Origin of the sequence: Candidatus Accumulibacter meliphilus, assembly GCF_036625345.1 — a bacterium.
Taxonomy (GTDB): Bacteria; Pseudomonadota; Gammaproteobacteria; order Burkholderiales; family Rhodocyclaceae; genus Accumulibacter; species Accumulibacter meliphilus.
This window is the reverse complement of record NZ_JAZKTZ010000013.1, coordinates 134,206-153,427: the sequence shown is the minus strand read 5'-3', so window position 1 is coordinate 153,427 and position 19,222 is coordinate 134,206. Positions and strand designations below refer to the sequence as shown.

Genomic DNA, 19,222 nt, shown 5'->3' with positions numbered 1-19,222 from the left:
TGGAAGCGGCGGATTCTTCGTCTGGCCGGACAGGTCCGGCAGCTCGCTACGCGTGCGGTGCTGGCGGCACGGCGGAAGGAAACGGCGAGCGAGACGGTGGCTGAGAGTGACGGTCCGGAAATGGAGGCTGAGAATTTGGCAGCAGACGGTACCAATGTAAAGCTTTCGGAGAGCAAGTAGCTTGGACCAGAGCGTGCTTCACGACACGCTGAAAAAAATGCCTACCGAACATATTCTCGACCTGAAGCAGATTGCGGAGCTACTCCGTTGCTCTGAAGAACAAGCGGCCAGCCAACTGGCAAGCGGGAACCTGCCCGGCGTCAAATTCGGGAAAGCCTGGATAGCCCCGGCTGACGCTCTACTCTCCCGGCTGAACGAGATCGCCATCGCGCAGGCCAACGAGCGGCGCTCGCGCGAAAGAGCAACGCCAATGGCTACTACCGTCGCCCTACCTAAGTCCGCGAGGAAGCGACCGCCTGCCTTGCCATCATTCTGAGACGCCACTACCCAAGGCGTGACGACAGATCCTCGCCGCGCAAGCTGGCGTAACGCAGAGCCATCCGTGGATCGGTCCAGCCCATGATGCGGCAGATCTCTATGTCGCTGAATACCCATCGTCCATCGTGATGGCGCAGCTCGAACCATCGGCATGCCGCCTCGTGCCGCAAGTCGTGCTCGGTGAAGTCATCCACCTCGGCATACGTGAAAAGCCCACGAAACCGTTGAGACAGCCTACCGGTCGCCCCAGGCCTACCCTCCTCCGTGCCATCCCAGTACGGAAAAACGAGAGCAGACCGACCCTCGCACCAAGCGCGTAGCGGTTCCCGCAACAAAACCTTGATCGGTACCACGCGCGGCTTGCGTGCCCCCCCTCGCGCCCTTACTGCCCTCGACGCGGATCACGTTGTACTGTAGGTCAATCCGATCGACAGTCAGACGGTAGGCCTCGAACAGACGCAGCCCCGTATCGACAATAAGGCGGTATAGCAAACCGAATGCGGCATCGTCGGTAAAACGCCGCTCTCGGTCGATCCGTTTTTTCCCCCCGAGGGCAGCCAAGATTCTCTCGGCCTCCTCCTCAGACAACCGTCGATCGCGTTGAACATCCTGCTTAGGTGTGACGAACGCCGAATCCTCGCGTGAGTAGGTGCTGTACCCGGCGGGCAAGAGGCGAAACGGGTTCGCTACGGCCGCGCCAGAGGAATGCACTCGCCTGGCATGCCAGTCGAAAACACGACCCAGCAGGCCGACCCGCTTGCGGATCGTTCCGGGCGCCAAGTTGCGCTTGCGCTTGAGTTCCACCACGTACTGCTCGACCCATCGGTATGTCACTCCCGACAACCGCACACCGACGATCTCCGGCAACACAACGGAAAGCAGGGCACTGTCAGAACGGGTCACGGGAAATTGCGAGGAATAGTCACTTGCGACGCGAGTCAGCAGCGGATCCTCGGCAGGCTGCGGCTTGACCAACAGCTCCTGGGGAACAATCCCTCGCTTGAGCAGCGCTTCGAGCTGGCTCCCGTAGGTACGAGCTTCGTCCTCGGTATCGAACGTGAAGAAAAACGGGCGCGGAAGCAGCTTGTGCTTCACACGCAGTTGGAACCGCTCTCCACGTTTTTGGATGGACGCCATGAGCGCAATTATACTCAGCTACACGCCCTGCACGATCCGTTTTCGGGTAGCAGCGCTACCCAGGCGAGGTAGCATGAAGCGGCTACCAGCCGATTTGAAGCACCAACGGCACCAAGTGGTTCTTGACGCCAACTTGCAGTTGGTTGATTTTATTGGTGTTTTATGGAGGCGCGACCCGGAGTCGAACCGGGCTGAACGGATTTGCAATCCGGTGCATAACCGCTTTGCTATCGCGCCGTGCCTGCCTGATGGCAGGAACTGCCGTTGAGGGCGTAAAAACTGGCCACTCGGCAGAAAATGTGGAGCGGGAGAAGAGTCTCGAACTCTCGACCTATACCTTGGCAAGGTATCGCTCTACCAACTGAGCTACTCCCGCATGAAGCGAAGGCGCATTATAAAGGCCTGCCCGAACCTGTCAATGCTCCTCGTCGCCGCACAATCATGCACGTGGAGACGCCCCAAATCATGAAAGTCATGACCGGCGAGGGGAGAAGGGAGATTCGTGTTCGGCGCGACGCATTCGGCCGCATTCGGCCTCGCCGGCTAACGCTTCTTGTCCTCTTCGATCAGGTGCGGCCAGGCCATGCGCATGTAGTAACCCATCGACCACAGGGTGAGCACGGCAGCGATGTAGATCAGCCAGGTGCCGGCCTGGAAGACGTCGAAGCCGTCGAGGGGCGCGTAATAGAGCAGAAATGGGATGGCCATCATCTGCGCGGTGGTCTTGATCTTGCCGATCATCGAGACCGCGATACTGCGATGGGCGCCGATCTGCGCCATCCATTCGCGCAAGGCGGAGATGGTAATTTCGCGACCGATGATGATTGCCGCCAGGATGGCGTCGAGGCGGCCCAGTTGCACCAGCACAATCAGCGCCGCGGCGACCATCAGTTTATCGGCGACCGGGTCGAGAAAGGCGCCGAAAGCCGAGGTCTGCTGCCAACGACGCGCCAGATAGCCGTCGAGCCAGTCGGTGACCGCGGCGACCACGAACACCACGGTCGCTCCCAGATCGCGCCCGACAAACTGCACCCACGACTCGGGCACGTAGTAGATGGCGATCAGCAGCGGGATCAGGATGATCCGCAGCCAGGTCAATAGAATCGGTATGTTCAGTGGCATCAGTGCAACGCTGCGTAAATTTTCTCGGCGAGTTCCCGGCTGATCCCTGGAACGGCGGTAAGTTGGTCAATCCCGGCATCAGAAATGCCTTGCAAGCCGCCAAAACGGGAAATCAAGCCTTTGCGACGCTTCGGCCCGATGCCGCCAATGTCTTCGAGTCGCGAAGAGTGCGCCGCCTTGCCGCGCCTGGCGCGGTGGCCGGAGACGGCGAAACGATGTGCCTCGTCGCGGACTTCCTGGATCAGATGCAGTGCGGGATGTTCAGCGGGCAATTGTAACGGCTCGCGGCCATCTGCGAAAATTAGCGTTTCGAGTCCCGGCTTGCGCGCCTCTCCCTTGGCGACGCCCAGCAGCGGTAGATGGGTCAGGCCAAGCTCGGCAAGTGCCGAGACTGCCGAACTGACCTGGCCGCTGCCGCCGTCGATCAGAATCAATGTCGGGACGGCGCCGTCACTGGTCAGAAGCTTGGCGTAGCGACGTGATACGGCCTGACGGATGGCCGCGTAGTCGTCGCCGGGCTGGATGTCCTGGATATTGAAGCGGCGATAGTCCGACTTGCGCATGCCGCTTCCCTGATAGACGACGCAGGCGGCGACCGTCGACTCGCCCTGCGTGTGGCTGATGTCGAAGCACTCGATACGCGCTTCCTTGCCCGCCTCGACTTCGAGACCCAGCGCCGCGCAGAGCGCTTCCAGGCGTTCGCCCTGCCGCGACAGCGCACTGCGGCGTGCGGTAATCGCCAGGCGTGCGTTCTGCTCGGCCATTTCTATCCAGATGCGCTGCACGGTCAGCCGTGGCTGCATGACTCTGACCGGCCGGCCAGCGATTTCGCCGAGCCAGTCGGCAAGCTCCTCATCAGCCGGCGGCAGGTTGACCAGAAGGCGCGACGGGACGGGGTGGGCGACGTAGTGCTGCGCGAGAAAGGCACTCAGCGCTTCGCGCGGCGACGAATCCGCTGCGTTGCTGGGAAACTGCGGCCGGTCGCCGAGATGGCGCCCGCCACGCACCATCGCCAGATTGACGCACAGCATGCCGCCCTCTGCAACGGCGACGACGACGTCCACATCGCCACCCTTGCCGCTGTCGACGTACTGTTTGTCCTGCACCTGCCGCAAGGACTGGATCTGATCGCGACAGATCGCCGCCTGTTCGAACGCCAGGCTTTCTGCCGCCTGATCCATGGCTGCCGACAGGCGCCCGATCACGTCCTGCTGGCGGCCCTGCAGGAACATCGTCGCCATCTCGACGTCCGCGGCATAGCGCTCAGGCGCTATCAGGCCGACGCAGGGCCCCGAACAGCGCTTGATCTGATAGAGCAGGCAGGGCCGTGAGCGGTTGTTGAACACCGGGTTTTCGCAGGTGCGCAGGCGAAACATTTTCTGCAACAGGTGGATGCTCTGGCGCACCGCTTGCGACGAGGGAAAGGGACCGAAATAGTCGGCCCGCTTGTCGGTCGCGCCACGGTAGAAAGCCCAGGCGCTGGTAGCGGTCGCGCGTCAGGACGATGTAGGGGTAGGACTTGTCGTCCCGAAAAAGAATGTTGTAGCGCGGCGCCAGGCTCTTGATGAGATTGTTTTCGAGGAGCAGCGCTTCCGCCTCCGATCGCGTCACCGTCGTCTCGACAGCGGCAATTTGCGCGACCATCAGCGCGATGCGCGGACTCGGGTGGTGATCACGAAAATACGACGCGACGCGCTTCTTGAGGTTTTTTGCCTTGCCGACATAGAGTACGACACCGGCCAGGTCGATCATCCGATAGACGCCGGGCAGTTCGGTCAAGGTGGCGAGCAGAGATTTTGCGTCGAAAGGGGCTTGCATTGGCATTCGCGGCAGCCGCCGGCTGGCTTAGGAGTAGGATGGCGAGGGGTGACGAGGGGTGACGAACGGGGGGCCGTTTCGATGTTATCACGCGCGCCGGCCCTGCCCCCACAGCCGCCACGCTTGCGCCTCATGGGGGGCCGCTCCGCCCCTACCATGCGTACCATTCGTACCACTCGCAGCACTTGCCGCCATGCCAAACACATCGTCTCGGCCCGACTGGGACATCTTCTGCCAGGTCATCGACAATTTTGGCGATATCGGCATCTGCTGGCGTCTGGCCAGGCAGTTGCGCAGCGAGCGGCAGCTGCGCGTGCGCTTGTGGGTCGATGAACTGGAGGTTTTCCGGGCACTGCGCCCGGAAGTGGACCCAGGGCTGTCGATGCAGGAGCTGCAAGGCGTCGAAATCCGCCGCTGGGAGACGCCGTTCGTCACCCCGCGCCCCGCGCACGCGGTACTGGAAACTTTCGCCTGCCGAATTCCCGAAGCCTTCATCGCCGCCATGGCGCAGCAATCACCAAGGCCGGTATGGATCAACCTCGACTATCTGAGCGCCGAAGCCTGGGTGCCTGGCTGTCATGCGCTGCCCTCGCCCCACCCGCGCCTGCCGCTCAACAAGTTCTTCTTCTTTCCGGGCTTCTCCCGTGCTACCGGCGGTCTGCTGCGCGAGCGCGACCTGCTGGCTCGCCGGCAGCAGTTCGCCGCCAGCGCCGAGCAGCAGGCCGCGTTCTGGCGCCAGACGGGCGGCGCGCCGCCACCCGTCGGCAGCCTGCTGGTCTCGCTGTTCGCCTACGAGAATCCAGCCATCAAGGACCTCTTGCCGCTCTGGCAGGAGGCGCCGACGCCTGTCTGCTGCCTGGCGCCACTATCGCGCGCGCTGACGGCCATCGAAAGCTACGCCGGTCAGCCACTCAAGGCCGGCGACGTGCTGCGGCGTGGCGCGCTTGAAATCCGCATCCTGCCGTTCCTCGAACAAGACCTTTACGACCACCTGCTGTGGCTCGGCGACCTCAATTTCGTCCGCGGCGAAGATTCTTTCCTGCGTGCGCAGTGGGCGGCACGGCCAATGGTCTGGCACATCTACCCGCAGCAGCAGGCGGCGCACATCGCCAAGCTCGACGCTTTCCTGGACCTTTACTGCGCCGACCTGCCAACGGCGAGCGCCAGCGCAGTGCGTGAATTCTGGCACGCATGGAGCGCGGGACGCGTCGACGCCGCACACTGGCGGCGCTTCGCGTCCTGTCTGCCGAGCTTGCGCGAGCACGCACGGCGCTGGCAGGAAGCACTCGCCAGAGCAGATGATTTGAGCACTCGCCTGCTGCGCTTTGCCCGTTCCAGTCTATAATTTCGGGTTTCCCCAACAGTTTTCTGGAACGTCCAATGAAAACCGCACAAGAGCTTCGCGCCGGCAACGTCTTCATGGTCGGCAATGACCCGATGGTGGTATTGAAGTCCGACTACGTCAAATCCGGCCGCAACGCATCGGTGGTCAAGATGAAGATGAAGAATCTGCTCACCGACTCCCCCAGCGAGACCGTCTATCGCGCCGACGACAAGTTCGACGTCATCCAGCTCGAGCGCAAGGAAGTCAGCTACTCGTACTTTGCCGATCCGCTCTACGTCTTCATGGACGCCGAGTACAACCCGTACGAAATCGAAGCCGACTGCATGAGCGACGCGCTCAACTATCTCGAAGACGGCATGCCCTGCGAGGCGGTGTTCTACAACAACAAGGCGATCTCGGTCGACCTGCCGAGCAGCGTCGTTCGCGAAGTGGTGTATACCGAGCCGGCGGTGAAAGGCGACACCTCGGGCAAGGTCATGAAACCGGCCCGCCTGGCGACCGGTTTCGAGCTGCCGGTCCCGGCCTTTGTCGAGATCGGCGACAAGATCGAAATTGATACCCGCAGCAACGAGTACCGCTCGCGCGTCCGCTAGCCGCAAGCAGCATGCGGCAGCCGGCAGCTCGCTTATAGGCTGCGGCTGCCTGTTTTCGCTTCAGCCTCAGGCCGACAGCTGTCGCGCGGCCTTGACGCCAGCCTGATACGTGGCTTCCTGCTGCAGGCTCGTCCAATCGCTTGCCCCAGTCAGCGGGCACAGGCGCGCCACCCGCGCTGCCCGCAGGGGGTCGGCAACAGGCTGCCAGCGCGCCAGCAGGTCGGCAACCGATTGCGGCGTATTGCACACCAGCAACATGTCACAGCCGGCCTCCCAGGCTGCCGTGCAGCGCGCCACAATGTCGCCAGCGACACTCGCCCCGGCCATCGACAGATCGTCGCTGAAGATCACGCCGTCGAAGCCCAGCTCCTCGCGCAACAGCCGTATCCAGACCGGCGAGAAACCCGCCGGTCGCGAATCCACCTGCGGATAGATGACGTGCGCCGGCATGACCGCGTCGAGAGGCAAGCGCCGATAGGGTTCGAGGTCAGGCGCCAGTTGGTCTAGCCGACGCGTGTCGACCGGCAGGTCGACGTGCGAATCCGCCTCGACCCAGCCGTGGCCGGGGAAGTGCTTGCCACAGGCGGCCATGCCGGCGCTGCGCAATCCTTCGATAAACGCCGCCGCCAGCTCGACAACGACGGCGGGGTCGCGATGCAGGGAACGATCACCGATGACGCTGCTGCGCCCCCAGTCGAGATCGAGCACCGGCGTAAAGGACAGATCGACACCGCGCACGCGCAACTCGGCGGCGAGAACGTAAGCCAGCTCGCGGGCGGCAGTCAGCGCAGCCTGCGGATCACGATCCCAGCACGCGCCGAGACGGCGCATCGCCGGCAGCTGCGTGAAGCCGTCGCGGCAGCGCTGCACCCGGCCTCCTTCGTGGTCGATGGCGATCGGCAGGGCCGGTGAACGCAGGCCATGCACCTCGCTCGTCAAGCGCTCGAGCTGCTCCGGCGACTGGTAGTTGCGTGCAAAAAGAATCAGGCCTCCGACCAGCGGATGGCACAGGCGCTGGCGTTCGAGATCGGACAGGCTGAGCCCGGCCAGGTCGATCATCAGCGGGCCGAGCGGCAGCCTGAGCGGAGAGGTGGTGGGCGAAGTCACAAGGTTCACGACGTTCATGGCGTTCATGCCTGCTCCATGATGACGAAAGCCACAGCATAGTCGTGCTCATCGCTGATCGATAGGTGAGCAACCAGCCCCCGCTGGGCGAGAAGCTTCGCCAGCGGTGCCGCATACTCGAACAGCGGTCGACCCAGCGCATCATGCGCCACACTGATATTCGGCAGGGTCGCCGGAGCGCTCAGACCGATCCCGAGCGCCTTGCCGAAAGCTTCCTTGGCGGCGAAACGCTTGGCGAGAAAGCGCGCCGGCTGGTGCGCAGCAACAAATTCCGTACATTCGCGCACGGACAACAGCTTCGCCAGCGCGCGCTGACCGTGGCGCTCATAGAGCCCGCCCAGGCGGGCAACGGCGACGATGTCGGTACCGATACCGGCGATCATGTCGGCGTCGCTGGCGGCAGCGCCTGCGCCTCACGCAGCAAGCGTTTCATTTCCCGGACTGCCTCGCGCAAGCCGACGAAAATCGCTCGACTGATGATTGCGTGCCCAATGTGCAGCTCGCGGATGCCAAGCAACTGCGCGACCGGCTGGACGTTGAAGTAATTGAGCGCGTGCCCGGCGTTGAAGCGCATGCCGAGTTGGCGGGCGGCGGCGCCGGCGACGCGGATCTTCTCGATCTCGGCGACGACCGCGGGACTCTCGGGATCACGTCCCTGGGTGTAGAAAGCATGCGCGTAGGGGCCGGTGTGGATCTCGCAGACACGCGCCCCGATGCGTGCGGCCGCTTCCACCTGCGCCGGGTCGGCGTCGATGAAGACGCTGCTGATGATGCCGGCGTCGGTCAGGCGAGCCACCGACTGATGCAGCGCGCTCTCCTGCGCCAGGACGTCGAGCCCGCCTTCGGTAGTCACTTCGTGCCGCCCTTCCGGCACCAGCATCGCCATCTGCGGCTTGACGCGACAGGCGATGGCAATCATTTCCTCGGTCGCCGCCAGTTCCAGGTTGAGCTTGATTTGCGCCAGTTCGCGGAGCTTCTCGACGTCGGCGTCCTGAATGTGTCGTCGATCTTCGCGCAGGTGGATGGTGATCCCGTCGGCACCGCCGAGATGCGCTTCGACCGCCGCCCACACCGGATCGGGTTCGTAGGTGCAGCGCGCCTGTCGGATCGTCGCCACATGGTCGATATTGACGCCCAGTTCGATCATAGTTCCTGTAGCTCCCTGAAAATCCTGCGGCTTGCCAGGTGCCTGCCGCCAGTATAGTGGCCAATCAGCGTGCGCATCAGCTGCTTGGCTTCGGCCAGCGAGCGCGGATCGGAGAAATCCTCGCGCGCCAGGTCGAGCAGCGTCCTGCCGCTGACCGCCAGCGCCGAGTCGCCTGGCCCGGCGAGGCGTACCGGACCGCGCTCGATCTCGTAACCGTAGCGTGCGTTGCCTTCGACCCTGACGCCGTCAGTATCGGTTTCGAGCAGCAGCCCGTAGCCCAGCTCCTGTAGCAGCGCGCGCTCGAAGCGGCGCAGGTCGGCTTCCTGCGCACCATCGGCAAAGCGGCGCAGCGTTTCCGCATAGACCGAGAATAGCCGCGCATGCGCGTCCTCGCGCGGCAGCAGATGCATCAGCAACTCATTGAGGTAATAGCCACAAAACAGTGACTTGCCTGCCAGCAGCGGCTGTCCGCCTCGCCACTCGGCCTTCATCAGGGTCTGCACCTCCCCCCTGCCCGCCCAGCCGACTTCGAGCGGCTGGAAGGCCAGCAACACGCCACGCAACACCGATCTGGGCCGGCGCGCACCACGCGCGAGCAGGGCAACGCGCCCGAAGTCGCGCGAAAAGACATCGATGATGAGGCTGGTTTCGCTGTAAGGATAGGCATGCAGCACAAACGCCGGCTGTCCATCGACCTTGTGCCGCTGATTCACTGAGTCACTTCCCGACCGGTTCACCGGCAATCAACAAGCGCATGCGCACTTCTAGCCTCTTCGTACGACTCGCACTATTCGTAACCCAGGCTCTTGAGCAACTGCGCATCATCGGCCCAACCCGAGTTGACCTTGACAAAGACTTCCAGAAAGACCGGTCCGCCAAACATTCGCTCCATGTCCTGCCTCGCCTCGGAGGCAATTCGCTTGACCACTTCGCCGCCCGTGCCAATGACTATCGACTTGTGCCCGGCGCGCTCGACGACAATCGCCGCGCTGATCCGGCGCAGCGGACCGTCAACGACGAAACGCTCGATTTCGACGGCCGCGCCGTAAGGCAACTCGTCGCCAATCAAGCGAAAGAGCTTTTCACGAATGTACTCGGCGGCAAGGAATTTTTCGCTGCGGTCGGTGATCTCGTCTTCGCCGAAAAGCAACTCGTCGTTGGGCAGGTGCTTGCGCGCTTCGCCAAGCAACGCCTCGAGTTGCGCGCGACGCGTCGCGCTGACCGGAACGATGGCCGCAAACTCACCCTCACCGGCGAGTTGCGTGAGATACGGCAGCAAATCGACCTTGTTCTTGATCTGGTCGATCTTGTTCACCACGATGATCACCGGACAGCCTTCCGGCAGCAGCTTGCGCACGGCGCGATCGCGTTCATCGAAGCGGCAGGCCTCGACGACAAACAGGATCACGTCGACTTCCGCCAGCGCCTGCCTGACGCCACGGTTCATCACCTGATTGAGGGCATTGAGGTGCTTGGTCTGAAAGCCTGGCGTATCGACAAAAACATACTGCGCATCGGCCTCGGTGAGAATGCCCGTGATGCGATGGCGGGTGGTCTGGGCGCGCCGCGAGACGATGCTGACTTTTTCACCGATCAAGGCGTTGAGCAGCGTCGACTTGCCGACATTGGGGCGACCAACGATAGCGATGCGACCGGAACGGATTTCACTCATGCGTTGGCCACCTCTTCGAGAGCGTGTTCGGCGGCCACCTGTTCGGCCGCCCGGCGAGTGCTGCCGCTACCCTCGCTGCGGATGCGTAATGCCTCGATGGTGCACGTAACGGTGAAATGCTGCGCATGGGCCTCGCCTTCGGTATTGATCAGCGCGTACTGCGGCAATGCCAGGCGTCGGCCCTGCAGGTACTCCTGCAAGCGCGTCTTGGCGTCCTTGATCTCCTGTCCTGGAGCCAGTTGCGCGAGCATACTCTGGTACAGGCGAAGGATGACTTCGCTGGCAGCGTCAAAGCCCGCGTCCAACCAGACCGCGCCCAACAGCGCTTCGAGGGCATCGGCCAGGATTGACGGGCGTCGATGCCCGCCACTTTTCTGCTCACCCTCACCAAGCAGCAAATAGTCGCCCAAGGAGAGCGCCAGCGCTTGCTGGTGCAGGCTGTCCTGGCGTACCAGGTTGGCCCGCAGTCGCGACAGATCACCTTCTGGAAGCGTCGGAAATTGCTCGAACAAGCGGCGCGCGATAACCGCATTGAGAACGGCATCACCAATAAATTCAAAGCGTTCGTTATGGGGAGAGGAGTAGCTGCGGTGCGTCAGCGCCGTCTGCAGGAGTTCGCGATCGCGGAACGTGTAGCCGAACGCCTTTTCAAATCCGCGCGGTGTCATTGCCCGCTGTCGCGGGCCGACGACGATCCCGAGAAGTCGATCAGCAGACTGACATTGCCCATCAGCGGAATACGCTTCTCATAGGCGAAGGCAACGACCACCTGATTCTCCTCCTTGAAAATTTCCAGATCAGCCGGCCCGAAGCCCTTGATATGCTCGACTTCGGCGTACTGACCAAAGGCATGGCGAATCTCGGCAACCGTTTTGCCCGCGGACTCGCTGGCCACGGCTTTTACCGCGTGCCTGATCTTGGAATACTCGATGACATCAGGAAGGACCCGGATGACAAGAATAGCCACCAGGGCAATGCCGACGCCCCACAGCAGCAGGGCGGAAAGTGCCAAACCACGCTGACGCTTGATAGTCATGTGAGCTCCTTAACCGAACGGGCCGATGCGCTTGAAATCACTGAAATTCAACCAGATGAAGAAAGCCTTGCCGACAATATTCTCTTCGGGAACGAAGCCCCAGAAGCGGCTGTCACGACTGTTGTCGCGATTGTCTCCCATGACGAAGTACTCGCCCGGCGGCACGGTGCAAATCACGCCAGCGCTATTGTAGGAGCAGTTCTCGCGCTTCGGGAACTGCGCCGGATGGGGAATGTAGGCCGGCGCATCGCGATCATTGAGCATTCGATGCCCCTCCTCGCCGAGTTTCTCGACGAATTGCTCGGAATAGTACAGCCGTTCCGGATGCAGATAGTCCTCGACCTCCTCCACCGCTACCGGGAGACCATTGATCGTCAAACGCTTGTTCTGGTAAGCCACTTTGTCACCGGGAAGGCCGACCACACGCTTGATATAGTCGAGCGAGGGATCCTCCGGATAACGAAAGACCATCACATCACCGCGCTGCGGACTGTTGATGTCGATGATCTTCAGGTTGGCGACGGGCAGGCGGATTCCGTAGGTGTATTTGTTGACGAGAATGAAATCACCGACCAGCAGCGTTGGGATCATTGAGCCCGATGGGATCTTGAAAGGCTCGACGATGAACGAACGCAGGACGAAGACGACCAGAATGACCGGGAAAAAACTTGCGCCATACTCGACCCACCACGGCTCCTTGGCGCCGACGGCGCGACGCTTCCGGAAAACAAAAACATCCGCCGCCCATACTGCAGCACTGACCAACAACAGGATCAGCAGGATCAATGCAAAATTCACTGGCTCACTCCCCTCTACTTGCCGACACGCAACACAGCAAGGAAAGCCTCCTGTGGAATCTCGACTGACCCGACCTGTTTCATGCGCTTCTTGCCTGCCTTCTGCTTCTCGAGCAGCTTCCTCTTGCGCGAAATGTCACCGCCATAACACTTGGCGGTGACATCCTTGCGCATTGCCTTGACGTTCTCGCGGGCAATGATGTTCGCGCCGATGGTCGCCTGGATGGCGACATCGTACATCTGGCGCGGGATCAGCTCGCGCATCTTGGCCGCCAGTTCGCGCCCGCGATAAATGGAACTGCTACGATGCAGAATGACGGACAGCGCATCGACTTTTTCACCGTTGATCAGGATATCGAGCTTGACGACGTCCGCCGCCCGGTATTCCTTGAATTCGTAATCGAGAGAAGCGTAGCCACGCGAGACGGACTTCAGGCGGTCGAAGAAATCCATCACCACTTCGGCCATCGGCATTTCGTAAACCAGTTGCACCTGACGACCGTGGTAGGTCATGTCGACCTGGTTGCCGCGTTTCTGGTTGCACAGTGTGATGACGTTGCCGAGGTAGTCCTGCGGGACGAAAACGGTAATGGTGATGATCGGTTCGCGGATTTCCTCGGTCTTTGACAGTTCCGGCAGCTTGGCCGGGTTTTCCACCTGCACGACACTGCCGTCACGCAGCAGGACTTCGTAGACCACCGTTGGGGCAGTGGTGATGAGGTCCTGGTCGAACTCGCGCTCGAGACGTTCCTGGACGATCTCCATGTGCAGCAGGCCGAGGAAACCGCAACGAAAACCGAAGCCAAGCGCCTGCGAGACCTCGGGTTCGTAATGCAGCGAGGCGTCGTTGAGCGTCAGCTTCTCGAGTGCGTCGCGTAGCGAGTCGTACTGATTGGACTCGACCGGATAGAGGCCGGCGAAGACCTGCGACTTGATTTCCTTGAAGCCCGGGAAGGCCTGCGCCGTCGGCCGGTCAAACAGGGTCACCGTATCGCCGACCTTGGCGGCCTGCAGTTCCTTGATCCCGGAGATGATGTACCCGACCTCGCCAGCGCGCAGAGCGTCACGGGGGACCGCTTTCGGGGTGAACACGCCGACCTGATCGCAGAGGTGTGTCGACCCGGTGGCCATCAGGTGTATCTTTTCCTTCGGCCGCAGCGTACCGTCGAAGACGCGCACCAGCATCACCACGCCGACGTAGTTATCGAACCAGGCGTCGATCAACAGGGCTTTGAGCGGCGCCTCCGGATCACCCTTGGGTGCGGGAATGCGCTCGATGATCGCTTCCAGGACGTCCTCGACACCGAGACCGGTCTTCGCCGAGGCCAACACCGCCTCGCTGGCGTCGATGCCGATCACATCCTCGATTTCCTGACGCGCCTTGTCCGGCGTCGCCGACGGCAGATCGACCTTGTTCAGCACCGGCATGACATCGACACCCAACTCGATCGCCGTATAGCAATTGGCGACGGTCTGCGCTTCGACGCCTTGTGAGGCGTCGACGACCAGCAAGGCCCCTTCACAGGCCGAAAGCGAGCGCGATACCTCATAGGAAAAATCCACGTGCCCGGGGGTATCGATGAGGTTCAGATTGTAGATCTCGCCACTGCGCGCCCGGTACTGCAGGGACGCGGTCTGGGCCTTGATGGTGATCCCGCGCTCGCGCTCGATGGCCATCGAGTCCAGCACCTGCGCCTCCATCTCGCGATCGGAAAGGCCGCCGCAAAGATGAATGATGCGATCGGCGAGCGTCGACTTGCCATGATCGATGTGGGCGATGATGGAGAAATTGCGAATGTGTTGCATGGACCTCGTGTCGGCGCCGTTTCGGCCGCGCCGCCCCTGAAAAAAAAAGGTGCCGGTGGGCACCCTTGGTCGAACTGCCTGAAGGCGCGGATTCTAGCCGATTTTGCTCAAATAATCACGGACTTTGCCGACTTCGAGGAAGTAATGGCAAAGCTCGTGGCCATGGTGCAGGAGCACCGGCACCAATTCGTCGTAGCGCTCTTCCAGCGCCGCATCGGCATCGACATCGAGTACCTCGAGATCGAAAGCCAACTCCTCGGCCAAGCTCGCGAGGGCGACTTCCATGTCCTGACAAAGATGACAGTAGCGCCGCGAAATCAGCGTCAGCCGGGTCGCCTGCTTCACTCGCCGCGCCTGTCTGGGAAACCCTTGATGGTGACAAACGTCTGCAGTTCGCCGCGCCGCACCAGCAGCGTCACGTTGGCCGACTTGTCAAGCGCCAGCAGCAGCTTGTTGAACTGCTCGGCGCTGCTCAACTCGGTACTCGTGCCGCGCGAAATGATCGCCAGGAGCACGTCGCCGGGCCGCAGCTCGGCGCGCGCCGTATTGCCGCGCACTTCCTCGATCAACAAACCCTGCTTGAGCTTGAGTTCGCGCTTCTGCTCCGCAGTCAGCTCCGAGACCACCAGACCGAGTCGATTGGCGGCACGCTCGGCCGGCTTGCCACCGCCGCTGGAGCGGCTGGCAAGTTTTTCTTCCGGGATTTCGCCGACCACCACGCTCACCTCGCGGCTTGCTCCCTTGCGCCACAACTGCATCGTTGCCTTGCTTCCCGGCCTGGTCGCGGCGACCATACGTGGCAGATCGCTGGAGCTGTTAACTGTTTTACCGTCGAATTTCAGGATCACATCGCCGGCCTCGACACCCGCCTTGTCCGCCGGGCCACCGCTCTCGACCGCGTTGACCACGGCTCCGGTCGCCTGGCTCAAGCCGAAGGACTCAGCCAATTCCTTGCTCAACTCCTGGATCACCACCCCAATGCGACCGCGGCTGACCTTGCCAGCGGCGCGTAGCTGTGCCTGCACGTCCATCGCCACGTCGATCGGAATGGCAAAGGAAATGCCCATGAAGCCTCCGGAACGGCTATAGATCTGGGAGTTGATGCCGACCACCTCGCCCTGGAGATTGAACAACGGCCCGCCGGAATTTCCAGGATTGACCGCCACGTCGGTCTGGATGAAGGGCACGTAGTTTTCCTGCGGCAGCGAGCGCCCCTTGGCGCTGACGATTCCCGCCGTCACGCTGTTGTCAAAGCCAAACGGCGAACCAATGGCCACCACCCACTCGCCGACCTTGAGCACGCTGGGGTCACCAAAACGCACCGTTGGCAACGATGTTGCTTCGATCTTGATCAGCGCCACATCGCTGCGCTTGTCAGCACCAATGACTCTCGCTTTCAGCTCACGCTTGTCGGTCAGGCGCACGAGAATCTCGTCGGCAGCGTCGACCACGTGCGCATTGGTCAGGATGTAGCCATCGGCGCTGACGATGAACCCCGAACCAAGAGAACGGCTCTGGAACTCGCGCGGCTCATCCGGGATGCCGGGCATCCCGGGCACTCCTGGTTGGCGGGGAATGAAGCGCCGAAAAAACTCGAACATCGGATCGTCTTCATCGAAGGGAAAGGGATGCGCGCCGCGCCCACTGCCGCGCGCGCTCTGGGTGGTACTGATATTCACCACCGCCGGCCCCTGCTTCTCCACCAATTCGGTGAAGTCAGGCAAGCCGCGACTCTGGGCTTGCGCGAGCAGCGAAAAAACGGTCAGCAACAAAGCTGCAAGCAATTGTTTCATGGCACCAAATACCTCCTGAGAGTCACCACCGAGCAGAGCGGCAGAATGCAACGAATTTGGGGACTGCCGAGAAGAGTGTCAAGACGTGATCGACGGCTGGCAACGCGGATCGGCGGCATCGCGCCGTTGCGCACGCCGCAAACCCAGCCAGCCGACCAGCAAACCGACAATGGCGCCGCCGATAGCCCCTGCTTCGCCTGCAGCAGCTGAACCGGCCAGCGCCCCGACTAACAGCGCCAGCCACGGGAAGGCATAGGCGGCAAGCGCACTGCGGCGAACCGAGCCCTCGCCAACGCGTACGCGTACGCGCTCACCGACCGAGCGCCGCTCAGGGTTGGGCACTCGGAAAGTACGCGGCGTGCTGCACAACAGCTTGGCAAGGTTGTTGCCGCCGCAGCCACCTACTTCCCCGCAGCGCCCGCAACCGCTCTCCTCCATGCGGATCAAGGCATGCTCGCCGTCAAGCGCGGCCACGGTTCCCCACGCCCCCGTCATTGGCAGCTGCGGATCGCCCATGCCTACCACCGGCGATCGGCAGTCGTATCGAGCAGCGGCCGCAATTTCTCGGCTACCGCCTCACGAGCACGGAAAATACGTGAGCGCACGGTCCCGATCGGACAACTCATGGCCTCGGCAATTTCCTCATAGCTCAAGCCATCAATCTCGCGCAGGACAATGGCGCTACGCAACTCGTTCGGCAGCCCGTCCATCGCGGCATTGATGGTTTCGCCGATCTGCTTGGACTGCAAGAGGCTTTCCGGCGTGTTGATGTCGCGCAACTGGTCGGCATCCTCGAAACTCTCCGCCTCCTGGGCATCGAATTCCGTCGATGTCGGTGCGCGCCGCCCCTGGGCAACCAGATAGTTCTTCGCCGTATTGATGCCAATTCGATACAGCCAGGTATAAAACGCACTGTCGCCCCGAAACGACGGCAGCGCCCGATAAGCCTTGATGAAAGCCTCCTGCGCGACATCGTCGACTTCAGCCGCGTCGCGTATGAAACGCGACAACAAGCGCGCGAGCTTGCGCTGGTATTTTGCGACCAAGAGCTCGAAAGCGTGCTTGTCGCCGGCCTGTGCGCGTTCAACCAGTAGCTGGTCAATCTCGCGTTCACTCATGCTCTCTGCTTATCCCGTTGAAGACGATATCGTTATTTGCGCAAAAGTATAGCGCAAGCCTTCAATGCTCATCGTAACAGAGCGTGCGCAGCGACGCTGGCCCTGCTCGGCCTGGAAATGGCCGCGCGATGAAGAGCTATTGCGCCGCCATGCACATGCTATAGTTGCAGCCCCTTACTGGCAGGATCTCCAGCGTGCCGCTTTGCTCCGACGTTCTCATCATTGGCAGCGGCCTGGCTGGGCAAGCGGCCGCACTACGGCTGGCAGCATCGCGCAAGGTCACGCTGATCAGCAAGCGCACACTGGAAGACAGCGCCTCTAGTTGGGCACAGGGCGGCATCGCGGCAGTTCTCGACAATCGCGACTCGATCGAAGCGCACATCCGCGACACGATTAACGCCGGTGCGCTGCTCAACGACCCGCGGGCGACGCGCTTTGTGATCGAGAACGGTCGCCGGGCAGTCGACTGGCTGATTGAACAGGGGGTCCCCTTTACCCGCGATCAGGACGGCTACCATCTGGCCCAGGAGGGCGGCCACAGTGCCCGACGCGTCATCCACGTCGCCGACGCGACCGGTCTGGCCGTTCAGACCACCCTGACGCACAAGGTTCGCCAGCATCCCAATATCACCATCCTCGAACAGCACATCGCCGTCGACCTGATTACCGGCGAAAAACTGGGGCTGGCCGAGCGACGTTGCTACGGTGCCTATGTACTGGATAACACCACCGGAGAGGTGTTGACCCTCGGCGCTCAACACACTCTGATCGCCACCGGTGGCGCCGGCAAAGTCTATCTCTATACGACCAATCCAGATACTTCCACCGGCGACGGTATCGCCATGGCCTGGCGTGCCGGCTGCCGGGTGGCGAACATGGAGTTCATCCAGTTTCATCCGACCTGCCTCTACCATCCGCAGGCCAAGTCCTTCCTGATTTCGGAAGCCGTTCGTGGCGAAGGAGGCCACCTCTTACTGCCTGACGGCAGGCGCTTCATGCCCCGGCACGATGCACGCGCCGAACTCGCGCCCCGCGACGTCGTCGCCCGGGCCATCGATTTCGAAATGAAAAAGCGCGGCCTGGACTGTGTCTACCTCGACATCTCGCACAAGCCACCGGCCTTTCTCGCCGAGCACTTCCCGAACATCATGGCCCGCTGCCTTGAATTGGGTATCGACATTACCTGTGAGCCAATCCCGGTGGTTCCAGCGGCGCACTACACCTGTGGCGGAGTGCTTACCGACCTGCGTGCGCGCACCGACGTCGCTGCTCTCTACGTCGCTGGCGAAGCGTCCTGTACCGGCTTGCACGGCGCCAATCGTCTGGCCAGCAACTCACTGCTCGAATGCCTGGTGTTTGCCGAAGCGGCCGCCAATGACATTCTCGAACAAGATGAAAGCGAGCTGCCGGAGCTACCGCCCTGGGACGACAGCCGCGTCAGCGATCCCGATGAAGAAATCGTCATCGCCCACAACTGGTATGAGTTGCGACGCTTCATGTGGGACTACGTCGGCATCGTGCGGACCACCAAGCGCCTGCAGCGCGCGCAGAACCGAATTCGCCTGCTGCTCCGTGAAATTGACGATTTCTACTCGCTGTTCCGGGTCAGCCACGATTTGATCGAGCTACGCAACCTCGTGGTGACTGCCGACCTGATCATTCGCTGCGCACTGCGCCGTCATGAAAGCCGCGGACTGCACTCCAGCCGCAATTATCCCGAGACGCTGGAACGTGCCCGCAACACGGTGCTCAAACGCCGCCTTTGAGCTGACTGGAATCTACCCGCCAACGCAGCCACAGGCGAAGCAGACGAAACTGCTCGGTTGACATGCTGTCGGGAAAAAGCGCAAGGGTCTCCAGCCGCCCCGACTCGCCAGCACGGACGCGCAAGACCAGAAACTGGCTGAAAACGACCGTGTCCGGCTGGACCCGTACGAAAACCTGGTCGCCATTGGCGAAGTGGCAGCTCAATTCGCCGCTTGCCGCCAGGCGCAGGCCGACGACTCTCGACGGCCGCCAGATCTGCAGCCACAGCGACAAGGCAACGATCGCCAGGAGTAGCAGGCGGATGCTCAGTGGCCAGGGCAAAACGAAAAGACACGCCGCAGCCAGGGCGTGCAGAAGAGCGGTCAGGACAAACAGCAGACGCGAGCGGCACAGCGCAATGTCGATCGGAAACTGCATGCCGTGCACGCGGCGCCCGTCAGGACGCCAG

The 19,222-nt window shown here is 62.0% G+C and carries 22 protein-coding genes, 2 tRNA genes and 1 pseudogene; 5 read left to right on the top strand and 20 right to left on the bottom strand.

The window, feature by feature from the left end; all coding sequences use genetic code 11:
- Together V5B40_RS21775 and V5B40_RS21770 are read left to right on the top strand one after the other, a co-directional pair.
- On the top strand, window positions 1-180 hold a 180-nt coding region (locus tag V5B40_RS21775; RefSeq protein ID WP_332356513.1), incomplete at its 5' end, for a hypothetical protein.
- A gap of 37 nt (window positions 181-217) precedes the next feature.
- Entirely contained in the window at window positions 218-496 is a 279-nt protein-coding gene (locus V5B40_RS21770) for a hypothetical protein (protein ID WP_332356512.1), read from the top strand.
- Window positions 497-503: 7 nt separating this feature from the next.
- On the opposite strand, the gene V5B40_RS21765 is transcribed toward V5B40_RS21770, so the two are convergent.
- From V5B40_RS21765 to uvrC, 6 genes and pseudogenes are all read right to left on the bottom strand, one after another.
- Window positions 504-692 (bottom strand): hypothetical protein, encoded by a 189-nt coding sequence (locus tag V5B40_RS21765; protein ID WP_332356511.1) that lies wholly within the window; start codon window positions 690-692, stop codon window positions 504-506.
- A 58-nt stretch (window positions 693-750) separates the two neighbouring features.
- A complete protein-coding gene (locus V5B40_RS21760) occupies window positions 751-1,635 on the bottom strand; it encodes a tyrosine-type recombinase/integrase (RefSeq protein WP_332356510.1) in 885 nt (294 codons plus the stop codon).
- A gap of 163 nt (window positions 1,636-1,798) precedes the next feature.
- Window positions 1,799-1,872 (bottom strand) — tRNA-Cys (locus V5B40_RS21755).
- Between the two features lie 63 nt (window positions 1,873-1,935).
- A tRNA-Gly gene (locus V5B40_RS21750) sits at window positions 1,936-2,011 on the bottom strand.
- A 167-nt stretch (window positions 2,012-2,178) separates the two neighbouring features.
- Window positions 2,179-2,757 (bottom strand): CDP-diacylglycerol--glycerol-3-phosphate 3-phosphatidyltransferase, encoded by a 579-nt coding sequence (gene pgsA / locus V5B40_RS21745; protein WP_332356509.1) that lies wholly within the window; start codon window positions 2,755-2,757, stop codon window positions 2,179-2,181.
- Window positions 2,757-4,575: pseudogene (gene uvrC, locus V5B40_RS21740) on the bottom strand (excinuclease ABC subunit UvrC). Before uvrC ends, pgsA begins: the two are co-directional and overlap by 1 nt.
- 193 nt (window positions 4,576-4,768) lie before the next feature.
- Here uvrC and earP point away from each other — a divergent pair.
- Together earP and efp are read left to right on the top strand one after the other, a co-directional pair.
- Window positions 4,769-5,920: an elongation factor P maturation arginine rhamnosyltransferase EarP gene (earP, locus tag V5B40_RS21735; RefSeq protein ID WP_332356508.1), complete on the top strand. Its 1,152-nt coding sequence runs from the start codon at window positions 4,769-4,771 to the stop codon at window positions 5,918-5,920.
- 35 nt (window positions 5,921-5,955) lie between these two features.
- On the top strand, window positions 5,956-6,513 hold the full coding sequence (gene efp / locus V5B40_RS21730) for an elongation factor P (protein ID WP_332356507.1): 558 nt from the start codon (window positions 5,956-5,958) through the stop codon (window positions 6,511-6,513).
- Window positions 6,514-6,579: 66 nt separating this feature from the next.
- Here efp and nagZ read toward each other — a convergent pair whose 3' ends face one another.
- The 13 genes from nagZ to rpoE all read right to left on the bottom strand — a co-directional run bounded on the left by nagZ (window position 6,580) and on the right by rpoE (window position 17,007).
- Window positions 6,580-7,647 carry a beta-N-acetylhexosaminidase gene (gene nagZ / locus V5B40_RS21725; protein WP_434735899.1) on the bottom strand — a complete coding sequence of 356 codons (1,068 nt, stop codon included), beginning with the start codon at window positions 7,645-7,647 and terminating at the stop codon, window positions 6,580-6,582.
- Window positions 7,644-8,021, bottom strand: coding sequence for a holo-ACP synthase (gene acpS / locus V5B40_RS21720; RefSeq protein WP_332356506.1), 378 nt, complete (start codon window positions 8,019-8,021; stop codon window positions 7,644-7,646). Before acpS ends, nagZ begins: the two co-directional genes overlap by 4 nt.
- On the bottom strand, window positions 8,018-8,785 hold the full coding sequence (locus tag V5B40_RS21715; RefSeq protein WP_332356505.1) for a pyridoxine 5'-phosphate synthase: 768 nt from the start codon (window positions 8,783-8,785) through the stop codon (window positions 8,018-8,020). The genes acpS and V5B40_RS21715 overlap by 4 nt, the downstream gene beginning before the upstream one ends.
- A complete protein-coding gene (gene recO / locus V5B40_RS21710; RefSeq protein ID WP_332356504.1) occupies window positions 8,782-9,498 on the bottom strand; it encodes a DNA repair protein RecO in 717 nt (238 codons plus the stop codon). Before recO ends, V5B40_RS21715 begins: the two co-directional genes overlap by 4 nt.
- A 74-nt stretch (window positions 9,499-9,572) precedes the next feature.
- Complete coding sequence (gene era, locus V5B40_RS21705; RefSeq protein WP_332356503.1) at window positions 9,573-10,457, bottom strand: GTPase Era; 885 nt, start codon at window positions 10,455-10,457, stop codon at window positions 9,573-9,575.
- On the bottom strand, window positions 10,454-11,125 hold the full coding sequence (gene rnc, locus V5B40_RS21700) for a ribonuclease III (RefSeq protein ID WP_332356502.1): 672 nt from the start codon (window positions 11,123-11,125) through the stop codon (window positions 10,454-10,456). Before rnc ends, era begins: the two co-directional genes overlap by 4 nt.
- A complete protein-coding gene (locus V5B40_RS21695) occupies window positions 11,122-11,493 on the bottom strand; it encodes a DUF4845 domain-containing protein (RefSeq protein WP_332356501.1) in 372 nt (123 codons plus the stop codon). The genes rnc and V5B40_RS21695 overlap by 4 nt, the downstream gene beginning before the upstream one ends.
- Before the next feature lie 9 nt (window positions 11,494-11,502).
- Complete coding sequence (gene lepB, locus V5B40_RS21690; RefSeq protein WP_332356500.1) at window positions 11,503-12,291, bottom strand: signal peptidase I; 789 nt, start codon at window positions 12,289-12,291, stop codon at window positions 11,503-11,505.
- 14 nt (window positions 12,292-12,305) lie between these two features.
- Window positions 12,306-14,096 (bottom strand): translation elongation factor 4, encoded by a 1,791-nt coding sequence (gene lepA, locus V5B40_RS21685; protein ID WP_332356499.1) that lies wholly within the window; start codon window positions 14,094-14,096, stop codon window positions 12,306-12,308.
- A gap of 93 nt (window positions 14,097-14,189) precedes the next feature.
- Complete coding sequence (locus V5B40_RS21680; RefSeq protein WP_332356498.1) at window positions 14,190-14,441, bottom strand: glutaredoxin family protein; 252 nt, start codon at window positions 14,439-14,441, stop codon at window positions 14,190-14,192.
- The gene (locus tag V5B40_RS21675; protein WP_332356497.1) at window positions 14,438-15,889 is read right to left on the bottom strand and encodes a DegQ family serine endoprotease; all 1,452 of its coding nucleotides are present in this window, start codon (window positions 15,887-15,889) and stop codon (window positions 14,438-14,440) included. The genes V5B40_RS21680 and V5B40_RS21675 overlap by 4 nt, the downstream gene beginning before the upstream one ends.
- A gap of 78 nt (window positions 15,890-15,967) precedes the next feature.
- On the bottom strand, window positions 15,968-16,405 hold the full coding sequence (locus V5B40_RS21670) for a SoxR reducing system RseC family protein (RefSeq protein ID WP_332356496.1): 438 nt from the start codon (window positions 16,403-16,405) through the stop codon (window positions 15,968-15,970).
- A gap of 2 nt (window positions 16,406-16,407) precedes the next feature.
- Window positions 16,408-17,007: an RNA polymerase sigma factor RpoE gene (gene rpoE, locus V5B40_RS21665; RefSeq protein WP_332356495.1), complete on the bottom strand. Its 600-nt coding sequence runs from the start codon at window positions 17,005-17,007 to the stop codon at window positions 16,408-16,410.
- Between the two features lie 194 nt (window positions 17,008-17,201).
- Here rpoE and nadB point away from each other — a divergent pair, with 194 nt between their 5' ends.
- The gene (gene nadB / locus V5B40_RS21660; protein WP_332356494.1) at window positions 17,202-18,773 is read left to right on the top strand and encodes an L-aspartate oxidase; all 1,572 of its coding nucleotides are present in this window, start codon (window positions 17,202-17,204) and stop codon (window positions 18,771-18,773) included.
- On the opposite strand, the gene V5B40_RS21655 is transcribed toward nadB, so the two are convergent.
- Complete coding sequence (locus tag V5B40_RS21655) at window positions 18,757-19,191, bottom strand: protein YgfX (RefSeq protein WP_332356493.1); 435 nt, start codon at window positions 19,189-19,191, stop codon at window positions 18,757-18,759. The genes nadB and V5B40_RS21655 overlap by 17 nt on opposite strands.
- Between the last annotated feature and the right edge of the window lie 31 nt (window positions 19,192-19,222).